Consider the following 14,767-nt stretch of genomic DNA (forward strand, 5'->3'; position numbering starts at 1 on the left):
GGAGCGGTACACGAGGCTCGAACTCGTGACCTCGACCTTGGCAAGGTCGCGCTCTACCAACTGAGCTAGTACCGCATTTATTGATGGTAATTCAATCACTCAAACACACTAACCCCGCGTGGGTTATCGTCTTGAGCGGGGCAGGATTCTACAATAATACAGTCTGTTTGCAAGTGTTTTTTACAAATTAAAGAAATTTTCTCTATAGACTTTTAATTCCATAATCGAATCTTTAATGTCATCCAAAGCAAGGTGTGAGCCTTTTTTGTTCACTTTTGCAAGCACTTCTGGTTTCCAGCGACGTGCTAATTCTTTAATAGTACTCACATCAAGATTTCTGTAATGAAAGAAGTCTTCAAGCTCGCGCATATATTTATTCATAAAGCGGCGGTCTTGACCAATTGAATTACCACACATTGGCGAAGTGCCTGCTGGTACCCACTGCTTTAAAAACGCTAAAGTTTGCTCTACAGCATAGGCTTCATCAAAGGTACTTGCTTTGCAGCGTGCTGTTAAACCCGACTTACCATGTTGAGTAGTACACCACTCGTCCATGCCATTTAGTAATTCATCACTTTGATGAATAGCTATAGTTGGCCCTTCGGCTAATATATTCAGGTCTGCGTCAGTGACAACCGTCGCAATTTCGAGTATTTTATCGGTCTCTGGTTCGAGCCCTGTCATTTCAAGATCGAGCCAAATTAAATTTGATTTATTAATAGTCATAATTACCTAAGCGGTGCTTTCCTTTAGATCCAACGCATTTCGATATATCATATTAGCATCAACCGTCGAGCTAAAGCTTTTTTTAGGAAAAGCGACATTTAACTAAGGTTATAGGCCTCCAGTGGCAAAACAAAAAAAATTAAGTAAAGGCCAATCGCGTCAGATCAAGGCCAATCACCAAAAGCGCATTAATAGCGCAGACTCAAGACCGGCTAAAAAAGGAGCGCAAGAATGGCAAACCGATAACTTAGGTCAGGTCGAGAGCGCAATTGTGATCAGTCGTTTTGGCCAACACGCCGATGTCGAAACTGAAAATGGCGATGTACTTCGCTGTAATATACGCCGTACTGTGTCTAATTTAGTATGTGGTGATGAAGTATTATTTCGCCGTGCCAAAGTAAGTGAAGGTGATTTAGCCGGTGTAATTGAAGCCACGCAAGAGCGTCGCTCGCAACTTACCCGCCCTGATTTTTACGACGGTGTTAAAGTTATTGCAGCCAACATTGACCAAATACTCATGGTATCGGCGGTATTACCCGAATTTACACCCAGTATTATCGACCGTTATTTAATAGCCTGTGAAGATATGGGCATTGAGCCAATTTTAGTGCTCAATAAAACCGATTTAATTGACGAAGCAGGCCTTAACGAAATACAAAAAGTTCTCGATATCTATCGTAAACTTGATTACCAAGTACTCCTTGTTAGTAATATATCAGGCGATGGTATTGATAAATTAAAAGAAGTACTTGTTGATAAAAATAATATTTTTGTTGGCCAAAGTGGTGTGGGTAAATCAACCCTCGTTAATACTGTATTGCCTAACGCTGAAATATTAACTAAAGAAGTATCTGAAAACAGCGGCCTAGGCCAGCACACAACAACTGTTTCACGCCTTCACCATTTACCAAGTGGCGGTAACCTAATCGACTCGCCAGGAATTCGTGAGTTTGGTTTATGGCATTTAGATGTTGAGCGTGTAACCTGGTGCTTTAAAGAGTTTAGAGAATTTATAGGCGGATGCCGCTTTAGAGACTGTAAACATTTAAACGATCCGGGCTGTATAGTTAAAGAAGCTGTAGCAGATGGCAAAATTTCTCAATTGCGCTTTGACAGCTACCACCGAATTTTAGAAACAATGGCCGATGGCCGTGCAGGCGCCCGTGCGCCTCGCGTATAATTTAGGATAAATACTGTGAGTTTAGACAAATTTAAAATCGCAATGCAGTACGCAATGCCAAAACATTTTATTTCACGCGTAGTCGGTAAATTAGCCGCAGCTAAAGCAGGCGCTTTAACAACGACTTTAATTAAACTATTTATTAAGCAATATAAAGTAGATATGAACGAAGCCCAATACCCAGATCCGGCTCACTATAAAAGCTTTAATGAATTTTTTACTCGCCCTTTAAAAGACGGCATGCGCCCAATGGTAGAAGATAGCAATATCATCATTCATCCAGTGGATGGCGCAATCAGCCAGCTAGGCGATATTGTTGACGGACAGCTAATACAAGCTAAAGGTCACGATTACAGCTTACAAGCGCTACTAGGCGGCTCACAAGATGATACAACACCATTTTTAGGCGGTAAGTTTGCAACGATTTATTTAGCACCTAAAGATTACCATCGTATTCATATGCCAATTGATGGCACACTAAGCAAAATGATTTACGTGCCAGGTGATTTATTTTCAGTAAACCCACTTACCGCGCAAAACGTGCCTAACTTGTTTGCGCGTAATGAACGAGTAGTAGCAATTTTTGAAACTGAGATTGGTCCGCTTGCTATGGTACTTGTTGGCGCAACAATTGTAGCCAGCATAGAAACTATTTGGGCAGGTACTGTCACGCCACCAGCAGGTAGCGATGTATTTAGTTGGAAATACCCAACCACTGGCGATAACGCCATCATGCTTAAAAAGGGTGAAGAAATGGGTCGCTTTAAATTAGGCTCTACTGTGGTACTAGCATGGGGTGCTGATAAAGCTGAAATACTGGAAGATCAACTACCAGAAGTGGTTACTCGCTTAGGTACTGCGTTTGCAAAAATTAACGACTAAATCAATCGTTAATTAGAAATCAAAAAAACCGCGTTATTTAAACGCGGTTTTTTATTTTTTAAGGCGTGAAGCCTGCTTACGCGAAAAGCGCAGCGCCCTCTTAACCTCTTTGTGAATAAATCACTTAAGATCTTATTGCACAAATAGGAGTAAATGAGAAGACACCAAAGCATAGAAATTACGAGCTTTGCTCGTCACGCCAGCAAGCTGTGCGTCTACAAGTTTGGTGCAAAAGTTTGATGTGTTGTAGACGTAGAGCTTGCTCACGTGAAAAGCGCAGCTTTTAGTTTTTAACGGCACATATAGTAACAGGCACAACTCCCTCAAAAACCTATTTACCACACTCTTTACACTCTGAATCTTTAATCACTTTGAAATGCTGCTGCTTTAAAGTAAGCGCATCAAAGGTTATAAATTCACCCCCCTCTGCATGCCCTAGCAATAAGTTAAGCGTAAGTTGCGCCTGCATAGAGCCTATTACACCAAGTAGCGGGCTAATTACTCCTGCGTTACTGCAATTTATAATTGGTGTAGCTTCACTTTGTGGAAAAACACAGCAATAACACGGGCTATCACTTTGCCTAAAATCAAAGCCCATTAACTGCCCTTTAGTTGCGAGTGCAGCACCCGAAATTAACGGTGTTTTATTGCTAATACAATAACGGTTTACACTATAGCGAGTACTAAAGTTATCAGAGCAATCAAGTACGATGTCAGCACCTTTGAGCATGTTAGCTGCATTACTCTCATCTAGCTTTTGACAATGCGTTACTATGTTTATTTGATTATTAAGACTCGCTAATACTTTACCCGCTGCGGCGACCTTGCTTTGTCCTAAGTGATTTATTTTATAAAGCACTTGGCGCTGTAAGTTTGAAAGCTCAACCTCATCATTATCAATTAAAATAAGCGTTCCAATACCTGCAGCGGCTAAATATAAAAGCGCTGGGCTACCTAGACCACCAGCCCCCACTACTGCAACCGTTGAGGATTTAAGTGCTAATTGCCCTTCAAGCCCAACTTCTTCAAGCAATAAATGGCGGCTGTAACGCAGGGTTTCTTTATCGCTTAGCTCACTCACGTTTATCAGCCTTATTAGTATTACCCTTGTTAGTTTTAATTGGCACTGCTTATGGCCACTTGCAGAGCGCTTATAGCCTCTACGTAATTATCAGCTTCGGTAATCGCACGCACTACTGCAACACTGCCTACGCCTGTTTTCGCTACCTGCTCAGCACGGCTTAAATCAATACCGCCTATTGCTACTGTTGGGTAGCTTTGCATAAGTGGTACAAACTTAATCAGCTTTTCAAGGCCTTGTATTTGACCTGTCATATCTTTTGTTGTGGTTGGGTAAATAGCGCCAAATGCCATATAACTAGGGCGATAATTATGCGCACGTAGCATTTCATAAAAACCATGAGTAGAAAGCCCAAGCCTTAATCCAGCGTCTTTAATTGCCGCTAAATTAGCAATGTCTAAATCCTCTTGCCCTAAATGCACACCATACGCACTATGTTTAATAGCTAGCTGCCAGTAGTCGTTTATAAATACCTGTGCGTTGTATTTCTTGCCCAGCTCAACAGCTTGCTTAATGAGCCCATCAAGCTCATCTTGCGTTTTATTTTTAACGCGTAACTGCGCTGTTTTAATGCCTTGTTGTAAGCATTTTTCTAACCAATCTGTGCTATCTACAACCGCATATAAGCCAAGCGATTTACTTTCACATGGAGCAAAATCAGCAGCCATATTAAAATCAAGCGGCACATCAAAATCAAGCTCATCACCCAGCCAGCTACCGGGCTCAATTACTTGTGGGTAGTCAGCTAAATTAGTGGGGAACGATGTATGAGCAACCGGTCCAATCCCTTCGCCGTAGCGTACCGACTGTTTTAGCCCTTGGTTTATATACGCTTTAGCTAAAATAAAGGCATCTTTTAATGGGTAGTCTTTAGCTAAACACGCAGCAATGACCGAAGCCATGCTACACCCGGTGCCGTGGTTATGCGGTGTTTGTATTTTTTGATTACCTAACCAATATTCTTCGCCATTTTGTGTATTACTATCAATACAATAATCAATGCAGTAGCCACTTGGGTAATCCCAATGTCCGCCTTTAATAACAACGGCTTTTGCGCCCCAGCTTAATAGCTTATTAGCCGCTTCTTTTATTGCAGCCGGGCCAATTAAATACACACCGGTTAATAACTGTGTTTCATGGGTGTTTGGGGTTATTACATCCACCAGCGGCAGTAAACATTCTTTTATTGCACTTACCGTGTCCTCTTCTGTTAGTAAGTCACCGCTTGAAGCAATCGCAACAGGGTCATATACAATAACGGGAGGCACAGTCCACTTAGCTTTATAATGACTTATATGTTCGCTGATCAACTGAATTTGCTGCACATTGGCTAACATGCCAATTTTTATTACTTTGGCTTTCATGTCTTTTTCAAGCGCAAGTAACTGCGATTCAATAATATCGGTAGACACCGCATTAATAGCTTCTACGCCTAAACTATTTTGTGCAGTAAGCGCCGTAATTGCCGTGCAGCCATGTACACCAAAACTTTGCATTGCTTTTATATCAGCTTGAATACCTGCACCGCCGCCCGAATCAGATCCGGCAATTGTCCACACTACGTTATTCATATTCTCTCCTTCACTGCTGATGCCAAAATGGCATACCCATTGTTGGGGTTGATGGGGCTGCAACGTCTTTTTCAGGCATTGCTTTTGCTTTATATGCAAAGCGCCCTGCTTCAACTGCGGCTTTAAATGCGCGGCTCATAGTAATTGGGCAACCCGCCCCTGCAATGGCTGAATTTAATAATACCGCATCATACCCCATTTCGAGTGCTTGGCAGGCATGCGATGGCAAACCTAAACCGGCATCTACTATTAATGTGGTATCGGGTAAACGCTCTCGAATAGTTTTTAAATTATAGCTATTTAACAAGCCTTTACCGGTGCCTATTGGCGCCCCCCACGGCATAAGCACCTCACACCCTAGCTCATTTAAGCGCTGACAAAGTACTAAGTCATCGGTGCAATAAGGCAATACTTTAAAGCCATCATTAATTAATATTTTTGTGGCTTCAAGTAACGCAAAAGGGTCAGGCTGTAAATTGTAATCATCGCCAATCAGCTCTAGCTTAATCCAATCGGTGGCAAATACCTCTCGGCACATTTTTGCAAGGGTTGTCGCTTCTTTAACACTGTGGCACCCGGCGGTATTAGGCAATATTTTTAAGCCTGTATTTTTTATTAGCTGCCAAAAGTCATCACCTGCTGTTGCACTTTGCTGGCGCCTAAGCGACACGGTAACAATTTCAGCCCCAGAGGCGACTATCGATTGGGTCATAACATCAGGCGACGGATAAAGCGCAGAGCCTATTAATAAACGGCTATTAACTTGCTCACCATAAATAGTTAAACAGTCTTTAGTTTGCATGAGCTTTATCCGCCTTGAATGGGTGACAGCAACTCAACACTGTCGCCCTCATTAAGTACATAGTTACTGTGCCGACTTTGTGGAATAAATTCGCCATTAACAGCCACAGCAAAAGGTGCAACTGCACCAAAGCTTTGAAGTACCTCAACGAGTGCTTTGCTATTAACATTAAGCAGCTCGCCATTAATTGTAATGTTCATTTTATTCTCACTCTATTCGTGAAACTACTTGCGCCACTAATGCCGGTGCAAGCATATAACCATGACGATATAAGCCGTTAATGCTAATTACATTACCAACTTGTGATACTTCTGGACGGTTATCGCTAAATGCAGGGCGTAATCCGGTTTGAATATTAAGTAGCCGTGCTTCGGCAAATCCGCTGTGTACGGTATAAGCCGCTGAAAGTAACTCAAGAGTTGATCGCACTGTTGCGGCGCCGCTATCTTGCGATTCTATTTCGGTCGCACCAATTACATATTCATGATTAGGTTTAGGCGCTATATAAATTGGGTAACGCGGATGCATTAAACGCACAGGTCGCGTTAAATTTACTTCAGGTGCATATAGTCTTGCGACTTCACCGCGCACACCTCTAAGCGGTTTATCGCTTTTAGCACCAAGCCCACGACAATCTATAATGTAGTCAAATGGTCGATTATTTATTTCACCGTTTTTAATGGTTACGCGCTGGTTAAACACACACTTAACTTTGCGCTTATTGAGCATGCTAAAACTTGCTTTATAAAAGGCTTGGTTATCTATTTGCCCCTCGCAGGGTAAAAATAGACCTTGGTTAAACCGATTAGCAAGCTCTGGCTCTAACTCCGCTATTTGCTGAGCATTCAATGCCTGAGCGCTGTGCCCTGCTATAGGCTTTATTCTCTGGGTAAAGCTTTGTAAATCGCCTTTATCTTGCTGATGCGCAACGACCAATGTGCCTTGCTGCTGAAAAAACACATCCCCCTCAAGTCCACTCACTATTTCTGGCCAGCGCTTCATTGAATCAAGCCCCATTAAAGCTAAATCAGCCTCGCATAACACCGACTCAGCCAGCGGTGCCAGCATGGCTGCTGCCACTTTACCGGCGCTATTTGGGGTTTGCTCATCGTCTGCTTCAAACACCGTTACATGATGTAACTTACTTAGCTCAAGGGCAGCTAAGCGCCCTGCTAAACCAAAACCCACCACAGCAATGTTATAAAACATAAAACCTCCAAAAGCAGTTATTAGTAGGTGCGAATTCACTCGCACTTCTTCAATATTTAAAGAAGCGAGGTATAAAACCTCACCTACATCTGTATCTAACTTCTTGCTATACCGCTTTGTGGTAAATTTCTGAGCCTGTTTGCTTAAACTGGGCAGATTTAGCTTTCATTTCGGCTTCTACATCAATCATTTTTATTTCAATAGCGTCGCCAGCGTCATTTGGATCAATACCGCGTGTTTCTAAATCTTTAGCGTAATCGCGTACTTCTTGGCTAATTTTCATAGAGCAAAATTTAGGGCCACACATAGAACAAAAGTGAGCCACTTTGCCTGACTCTTGCGGCAGAGTTTCGTCGTGATACTCACGAGCACGGTCTGGATCTAAACCAATATTAAATTGGTCATGCCATCTAAACTCAAAGCGTGCTTTTGATAAGGCGTTATCGCGCTCTTGCGCGCCAGGATGCCCTTTTGCTAAATCGGCGGCATGCGCTGCAATTTTGTAGGTAATTAAGCCTTCTTTAACATCTTCTTTATTTGGCAGACCTAAATGCTCTTTAGGTGTTACATAGCAAAGCATTGCACAGCCGTACCATGCTATTTGAGCGGCACCAATACCAGAAGTAATATGGTCGTACCCTGGTGCAATATCGGTCGTTAACGGGCCTAAAGTATAAAATGGCGCTTCGTCACAATGTTTTAATTGCTCGTCCATATTGGCTTTAATCATGTGCATTGGCACATGCCCTGGGCCTTCAATAAATACTTGTACGTCGTGCTTCCACGCAATTTTAGTCAGTTCACCTAATGTGCGCAGCTCACTAAACTGTGCTTCATCGTTGGCATCAGCAATAGAACCTGGGCGAAGGCCATCACCTAATGAAAAACACACATCGTATTGTTTTAAAATTTCGCAAATGTCTTCAAAGTGCGTGTATAAAAAGTTTTCTTTGTGATGCGCTAAGCACCACTTAGCCATAATTGAGCCACCGCGCGACACAATACCGGTTACACGTTTAGCCGTCATTGGTACGTAGCGAAGCAGTACACCGGCATGAATAGTAAAGTAATCAACACCCTGCTCGGCTTGCTCTATAAGCGTATCGCGGAAAATCTCCCACGTTAAATCCTCAGCCACACCGTTTACTTTTTCAAGCGCTTGATAAATCGGTACTGTGCCAATAGGTACAGGCGAGTTACGTACAACCCATTCGCGCGTTTCGTGAATGTAACGCCCCGTTGATAAGTCCATCACGGTGTCTGCGCCCCAGCGGGTAGACCACACCATTTTTTCTACTTCTTCTTCAATAGATGAGCTTACTGATGAGTTACCAATGTTGGCGTTAACTTTTACTAAAAAGTTACGGCCTACAATCATAGGTTCTGTTTCTGGATGGTTTATATTATTTGGTAAAATAGCGCGACCACGGGCTATTTCGTCGCGTACAAACTCTGGGGTAATAAATTCAGGAATACTCGCACCAAACGACTCGCCTTTATGCTGCGCGGCAAGTAATTCTTTACGAATTTCTGCACGCCCCATATTTTCGCGAACGGCTACGTATTCCATTTCAGGGGTAATAATCCCTTGGCGTGCGTAGTGCATTTGCGTTACGTTTTTACCAGCGACACCACGGCGAATTTTTGGAAGGTGATCAAAGCGAATATGATCCAACCCTTCATCTGCCATGCGCTGCTGCGAAAACTGCGACGTCACTGATTCTAAAATTTCAGTGTCACCACGGTTTTCAATCCATTGCTCACGAAATTTTGGTAAGCCTTTGCGCACGTCTAGTTCAAAATCAGGATCGGTATACGGGCCCGACGTATCGTAAACACGTAGCGGATCGTTTGACTCATAAACAGGGTTTTCATCTGTACCGCCAATAAACGTATCACTTAACGTGATTTCACGCATACCAACGCGCACGCCTGGTTGAGTACCTTCAACGTATACTTTATGAGAATTTGGGAACGGTTGACCCGTTAAGTTATAAATATATTCAGACGCGGCAGCACGAGTTTCTCGGCGTGACGCTTTATTTGTAGTATTTGACATGACTTGCCTCATTGCTTAAGGGTTGTCTTGTCAGATATTCCGAGGAATAGAGAAAGATCGTAAAGTAGCGTACATGCTACTTTGCAGCCTAAAAAATAAATCACTTTATTGTGCGCATAAAAAAAGACGCACAAGCGTCCCATTTTAGGCAGCTTGTTCCCTACGCAGGTATTAACCTGATCAGGTTCACGGATCCCGCTTTCGCGATCTCAGCCAAAAACTAATTCCTTAGCTTTGGCACTCCGACAAGTATTGATATATAAATTTTGTTCGTCGATTCGAAGATATTATTCAACAAATCTGCGCTGAGTGTACGTCAGTTAAAAACTGCCCGCAAGGGGCTGTTTTTCAAAAACTTAAAATTATTTAGGGATAAACACAAATGTTTGCTCGCCTTGCATGACTAATTGCTGGTCTTGCATTTTAAGCTCGGCACCTTGCTTTAAGGCTTGTAATAACTGCTGCTCAAACTCATCAAGCTCTTCGCCGCACGACTTGCGCGTCATTCCTAATTTACTTACGGTAAGGTTACTTTCTTCAAGCGAGCCTTCACCAAAAAATTTGTTACAGCCAGCAAAACCGTTTACTTGCAGTGCTTCAATAAAGCTCATTGATGCATTAAACGAAGGTGGAATTGCTAAACCATCAACACGTGATAATTGCCATTGGGTGTATTTAAGCTGCTCACTGGTAACCGTCCCTGTTGATGCGCAACCAACACATAAACCGACTATAAGCATCGGTATTGCTGCTAATTTCATGCTACTACTAACTAATTGTCTAATTAATGTAATTGTAACAATATTTATGCCCTTTATCCGTTAAAAATGCATGTTTTAAATGTAAATTTTTGTTCTATGATAGTTCAAAAGTTATGCGATTAAGTACTAAGTTGTAGTTTTAAATACGTTATCTATTTGCTCAGGTAAAAACGGTCTACCTTTTTCATTAACAGACGTTCCTATAACCAGTGCATTGAGCATTACTTTTTCATCGTTTTTACGTATAACCGTTTGCTTAAACGCAAATTTTAAACGACTAATACGCTGCGGCTCCACAGCCACATAAAATTCATCACCTGGTAATAGTGAATGTTTATAGTCCATTTCGCTGCGCATCACGACTAGGTTAATTTTATCTTTCGCTAATTGAGCAAAATCAATACCGTATGCGTACAAGAATTCATGGCGAGCATGCTCTAAATAATTAAAATAAACACTGTTATTTACGATACCTTGTAAGTCACATTCGTAATCACGTACTTTGAAGTCAACTTTAAAGGTCATATTAGTAATCCTGATTATTTAACGTATAATTGCCGCGTTTATAGCACATGTGTTTAAATAATTGCTACCATACGAGTCCCTAAAATGGAGTTAAGTAACCCAATGAACTTACGTTTGTCTTTAATTACTGCCGCACTTTTACCGCTGCTTGGTGCACCAATTGCAGCTAACGCTGATGATAGCGACCTAGAAAGAATTGTTGTAACAGGCGATTTTCAGCGCGAAAGCATTCAAACTTTAAGCGCGAGTGCGAGCTTATTCAGCGAAGATGAAATTAATCAACGTGGTGCAAGTTACTTAGACGAAATGTTAGGCAGTGCCGCCAATGTAAATTTTGCATCTGGTGCGTCGCGTGGTCGTTACATCCAAATTCGTGGCGTGGGACTTCGTTCACAATTTGTAGATCCTATTAATCCATCTGTAGGCTTAGTAATTGATGGTATTAACTATTCTGGCCTTGGTGGCAGCTCATTATTATTTGATATAGACCAAGTAGAAATTTACCGTGGTCCACAAGGTACACGCTTTGGCGCAGACGGTATGGCCGGTATGATCCAAATGGGTTCAGCTAAAGCCACGAGCGATCCAAGTTTAAAATTACAAGTAGGTGCTGGCACGTACAACACCCGCGAAGCAGGTATTGCAGCAAGCACAGGCTTAACAGATGACACTAGCGCACGCGTTAGCTACTTTCGTAGAAAGTCAGACGGTTACGTAGATAACTTGTACTTAAATGACGAAACACAAAATCAAGACGAACAAGTAGCGCGTTTTAAAATAAACAGCCAGCTTACAGAGCATTTAAATACTGAGCTAAACCTTCACTATATTGATATAAACAATGGCTATGATGCGTTTACGCTTGATAACAGCCGCAATAGTGTTGCCGATGAACCAGGCCAAGATAATCAAGAAAGCTACGCTATAGGTGTCAAGAATACTTACACGGGTTTTGACGCTTTTGATGTAAATCTAAACCTATCGGCTATCGATACCGAATTACTTTACAGCTTTGACGAAGACTGGGTATGTAACGATACAAGTGAGCCAAAGTTATGTGCTGCTGGCTTACATCCAGATGGATACAGCTCAACCGATCTTTACAGCCGCGATCGCGACGATCAGTCTGTAGATTTACAGTTTAATTCTAAAACGGGTAACTGGGTTGCGGGTATTTATTACCAAAACCGTGACGTTGATTTAGAGCGCCAATACACATGGTTAGCAAGCCCATTTTCTTCAACTTACGAAACGAGTAACGTTGCAGTATATGGTCAAGTAGCGACTCCAATTGGCCCTAAAACAACATTAATTACAGGTTTACGTGTAGAGCAATACCAAGGCGACTACACCGATAGCAATGGCTTTATACAAGACACTGACGACGTAATGGTTGGCGGTAAAATAGCACTTGAATATCAAGTGATTGATCGCACTATGATCTACACCAGCATTACGCGTGGCTACAAAGCTGGCGGTATTAACTCAGAAGCGCTTGCTAAAGCCAAAGATGAAGGCTTAAACCTAAGCGCTGATTTTTTCCAGCAACACACCAGTTTCGACCCTGAATATTTATGGAGTGGCGAATTTGGTGTTAAAGGCTCATCGCTTGATGACAAATTTACGCTTCGCTTAGCTGCATTTTACATGCACCGCGACGATATTCAGTTAAAAGCATGGCAAGTAGAAGGTCAGCAATTTACCGGTTATGTTGATAACGCAAGTTCTGGTAGCAACTACGGATTAGAAGTTGAAGGTAGTTACCAACTAACTGATAATCTATTTTTAACGGGTAGTGCTGGTTACTTAAACACTGAAATAGATGACTTTGTAACGCAGTCTGGCTTAAACCAAGACGGTCGTGAGCAAGCACAGTCACCTAAATACCAGTATGCGTTTACTGCTCGCTATAACTTTACAAGTGAGCTTTACGGTATGATTGGTGTTGAAGGTAAGGACGACTACTACTTCTCAGATAGTCATAACTCACAGGCACCAAGCAGCAACTTAGTTAACTTAAGCTTTGGTTACGAAGCAGACATGTGGGCAGTTCGCGCGTGGGCTCGTAACGTGTTTGACGAGACAGTCCCTACACGTGGTTTTGAGTTTGGTAACGATCCACAAGATGGTTACACAACGCATACCTACACACAATTAGGTGAGCCTCGTGTTGCAGGTGTTACGTTTACACTTAATCTGTAAAGCACAGCCGTTGGCTTTCAAATGAAAGCTACAGCAAGCAAATAAAAACACCGCGTTTAATTTAAACGCGGTGTTTTTATTTGTAGGTGAGGTTTTATACCTCGCTTTTTATAAAGTTAAATTACATGAGCGCGAAATAAATTCGCACCTACAGGCTAAGCATTACGCTCTTTGCACATCAAACGCTATTACGTCTTTAATTTTTTCTTTATTTGTTGCGAGCATTACCAACCTATCAATCCCCAAAGCCACCCCTGCGCACTGAGGTAATCCATGCTCCAGCGCTTTAATTAAACGCGTATCCATTGGCACTTGCTTTAAACTGTTTTCAGCGCGGTATGCGTTATCTTCATTAAAACGTTTAGCTTGCTCGCTGGCATTTGTGAGTTCGTTAAAGCCATTCGCTAACTCCATATTTTTATAATAAAGCTCAAAGCGCCCTGCTACACGTGTATCGTGTTCACAAATTTGAGCAAGTGCCGCTTGAGAAGCTGGAAAATGATAAACAAAACACGGTTTTTCTTGTCCTATTGTAGGCTCTACTTTCATACAAAATAATAATTGCAGTAAGGTATCTTTATGCGTTTCATTTTGGGCTATATCAGCAAATCCCTGCTCACACGCTAGTTGCTTTAATTGCTCTATGCTTGCTGTTAACGGATCGAGGCCGAGTGCTTTTTCAAACGCTTGCTGATAGGTAAGTCTAGTTGCAGGCGCGACACCTAAAACAAGCTGCATTAGCTCATCCATTTCATCCATAAGTGCAAATTCATCAAAGCCTGGGCGATACCATTCCAGCATAGTAAATTCGGGATTATGATGGCTACCCGCTTCTTCATTTCTAAATGCTTTACAAAGCTGAAAAATAGCGCCTGAGCCTGCTGCTAACAAGCGTTTCATAGCAAACTCTGGAGATGTTTGTAAAAACAGAGGAAGCCCACCAGCATGCCCTGGACCTACAAATTTGGTATTAAAACTAGCTAAGTGCACATCGGTTACACTGGCAGCACTTAAGCTTGGCGTTTCTACTTCTAAAACATCACGTGCATAAAAAAATTCACGGATGCTACGTAATATCGCTGCGCGTTGTTTTAGTGTTTCAATGCTTGCGCTTGGGGCCCAAAGATCTGCTGACATATTTTCTCCAAAAAAAATCCCAGCGTAAGCTGGGATTTTATAAACAATGTTAAAGCTTACTTAACACGGCTTACGTATTCACCGTTACGAGTGTCTACTTTAATTACTTCGCCAATTTGTACGAATAATGGAACTCGTACCACAGCGCCTGTGCTAAGCGTTGCTGGTTTACCACCAGTACCCGCTGTATCGCCTTTAAGGCCAGGATCAGTTTCAGTGATCTCAAGCTCAACAAAGTTAGGTGGTGTAACAGCAATAGGGCTGCCGTTCCATAGTGTAATTGTGCATAAATCATTTTCAACTAACCATTTTACTGAATCGCCTAGTGCTTTTTCGTCAGCAGCAATTTGCTCAAATGTTTCGTTGTTCATGAAATGCCAAAATTCGCCGTCTGTGTATAGATACGCTAAATCAGTATCCATTACATCAGCACCTTCAACTGATTCACCCGATTTAAAGGTTTTTTCAAGCACCTTACCAGAGATAAGTTTACGGATACGAACACGGTTAAACGCCTGGCCTTTACCAGGTTTTACCATTTCATTTTCTAAGATACTGCAAGGCTCGCCGTCCATCATAATTTTTAGGCCGCCCTTGAACTCGTTGGTGCTATAATTCGCCATCGTTTCCTC

At 42.1% G+C, this 14,767-nt stretch carries 14 protein-coding genes, 1 tRNA gene and 1 riboswitch; of the genes, 3 read left to right on the forward strand and 12 right to left on the reverse strand.

The window, feature by feature from the left end; genetic code table 11:
• Window positions 1-2: 2 nt before the first annotated feature.
• Window positions 3-75 (reverse strand) — tRNA-Gly (locus tag P20429_RS19770).
• Window positions 76-180: 105 nt separating this feature from the next.
• The gene (gene orn / locus P20429_RS05770) at window positions 181-726 is read right to left on the reverse strand and encodes an oligoribonuclease (protein ID WP_007585019.1); all 546 of its coding nucleotides are present in this window, start codon (window positions 724-726) and stop codon (window positions 181-183) included.
• A gap of 121 nt (window positions 727-847) precedes the next feature.
• Here orn and rsgA point away from each other — a divergent pair, with 121 nt between their 5' ends.
• Together rsgA and asd are read left to right on the forward strand one after the other, a co-directional pair.
• Window positions 848-1,906, forward strand: a complete 1,059-nt coding sequence (gene rsgA / locus P20429_RS05765; protein WP_007585021.1) for a small ribosomal subunit biogenesis GTPase RsgA — start codon at window positions 848-850, stop codon at window positions 1,904-1,906.
• A 15-nt stretch (window positions 1,907-1,921) separates the two neighbouring features.
• Entirely contained in the window at window positions 1,922-2,788 is an 867-nt protein-coding gene (gene asd, locus P20429_RS05760; protein WP_007585023.1) for an archaetidylserine decarboxylase, read from the forward strand.
• A gap of 331 nt (window positions 2,789-3,119) precedes the next feature.
• On the opposite strand, the gene P20429_RS05755 is transcribed toward asd, so the two are convergent.
• The 8 genes from P20429_RS05755 to P20429_RS05720 form a co-directional block, all read right to left on the reverse strand.
• Entirely contained in the window at window positions 3,120-3,869 is a 750-nt protein-coding gene (locus tag P20429_RS05755; RefSeq protein WP_007585025.1) for a HesA/MoeB/ThiF family protein, read from the reverse strand.
• 35 nt (window positions 3,870-3,904) lie between these two features.
• Window positions 3,905-5,440 (reverse strand): thiamine phosphate synthase, encoded by a 1,536-nt coding sequence (gene thiE / locus P20429_RS05750; protein ID WP_007585026.1) that lies wholly within the window; start codon window positions 5,438-5,440, stop codon window positions 3,905-3,907.
• Window positions 5,441-5,450: 10 nt separating this feature from the next.
• A complete protein-coding gene (locus P20429_RS05745) occupies window positions 5,451-6,242 on the reverse strand; it encodes a thiazole synthase (protein ID WP_007585027.1) in 792 nt (263 codons plus the stop codon).
• Window positions 6,243-6,247: 5 nt separating this feature from the next.
• The gene (gene thiS, locus P20429_RS05740) at window positions 6,248-6,442 is read right to left on the reverse strand and encodes a sulfur carrier protein ThiS (RefSeq protein WP_002960781.1); all 195 of its coding nucleotides are present in this window, start codon (window positions 6,440-6,442) and stop codon (window positions 6,248-6,250) included.
• Between the two features lie 7 nt (window positions 6,443-6,449).
• Window positions 6,450-7,451 (reverse strand): FAD-dependent oxidoreductase, encoded by a 1,002-nt coding sequence (locus P20429_RS05735; RefSeq protein ID WP_007585028.1) that lies wholly within the window; start codon window positions 7,449-7,451, stop codon window positions 6,450-6,452.
• Between the two features lie 106 nt (window positions 7,452-7,557).
• Window positions 7,558-9,510 (reverse strand): phosphomethylpyrimidine synthase ThiC, encoded by a 1,953-nt coding sequence (thiC, locus tag P20429_RS05730; protein ID WP_007585029.1) that lies wholly within the window; start codon window positions 9,508-9,510, stop codon window positions 7,558-7,560.
• Window positions 9,511-9,650: 140 nt separating this feature from the next.
• Window positions 9,651-9,765, reverse strand: a riboswitch (TPP riboswitch).
• A gap of 107 nt (window positions 9,766-9,872) precedes the next feature.
• The gene (locus P20429_RS05725) at window positions 9,873-10,271 is read right to left on the reverse strand and encodes an META domain-containing protein (RefSeq protein ID WP_032826923.1); all 399 of its coding nucleotides are present in this window, start codon (window positions 10,269-10,271) and stop codon (window positions 9,873-9,875) included.
• 126 nt (window positions 10,272-10,397) lie between these two features.
• On the reverse strand, window positions 10,398-10,796 hold the full coding sequence (locus P20429_RS05720) for a thioesterase family protein (RefSeq protein ID WP_007585034.1): 399 nt from the start codon (window positions 10,794-10,796) through the stop codon (window positions 10,398-10,400).
• A gap of 84 nt (window positions 10,797-10,880) precedes the next feature.
• Here P20429_RS05720 and P20429_RS05715 point away from each other — a divergent pair, with 84 nt between their 5' ends.
• Window positions 10,881-12,998, forward strand: a complete 2,118-nt coding sequence (locus tag P20429_RS05715) for a TonB-dependent receptor (RefSeq protein WP_007585036.1) — start codon at window positions 10,881-10,883, stop codon at window positions 12,996-12,998.
• Between the two features lie 162 nt (window positions 12,999-13,160).
• Here the strand turns inward: P20429_RS05715 and epmA are convergent, their stop codons facing one another.
• Together epmA and efp are read right to left on the reverse strand one after the other, a co-directional pair.
• A complete protein-coding gene (gene epmA / locus P20429_RS05710) occupies window positions 13,161-14,135 on the reverse strand; it encodes an elongation factor P--(R)-beta-lysine ligase (RefSeq protein WP_007585038.1) in 975 nt (324 codons plus the stop codon).
• Between the two features lie 56 nt (window positions 14,136-14,191).
• Window positions 14,192-14,758: an elongation factor P gene (gene efp / locus P20429_RS05705; RefSeq protein ID WP_010555265.1), complete on the reverse strand. Its 567-nt coding sequence runs from the start codon at window positions 14,756-14,758 to the stop codon at window positions 14,192-14,194.
• Between the last annotated feature and the right edge of the window lie 9 nt (window positions 14,759-14,767).

Source organism: Pseudoalteromonas sp. BSi20429 (assembly GCF_000238895.1).
Classification (GTDB): domain Bacteria; phylum Pseudomonadota; class Gammaproteobacteria; order Enterobacterales; family Alteromonadaceae; genus Pseudoalteromonas; species Pseudoalteromonas arctica.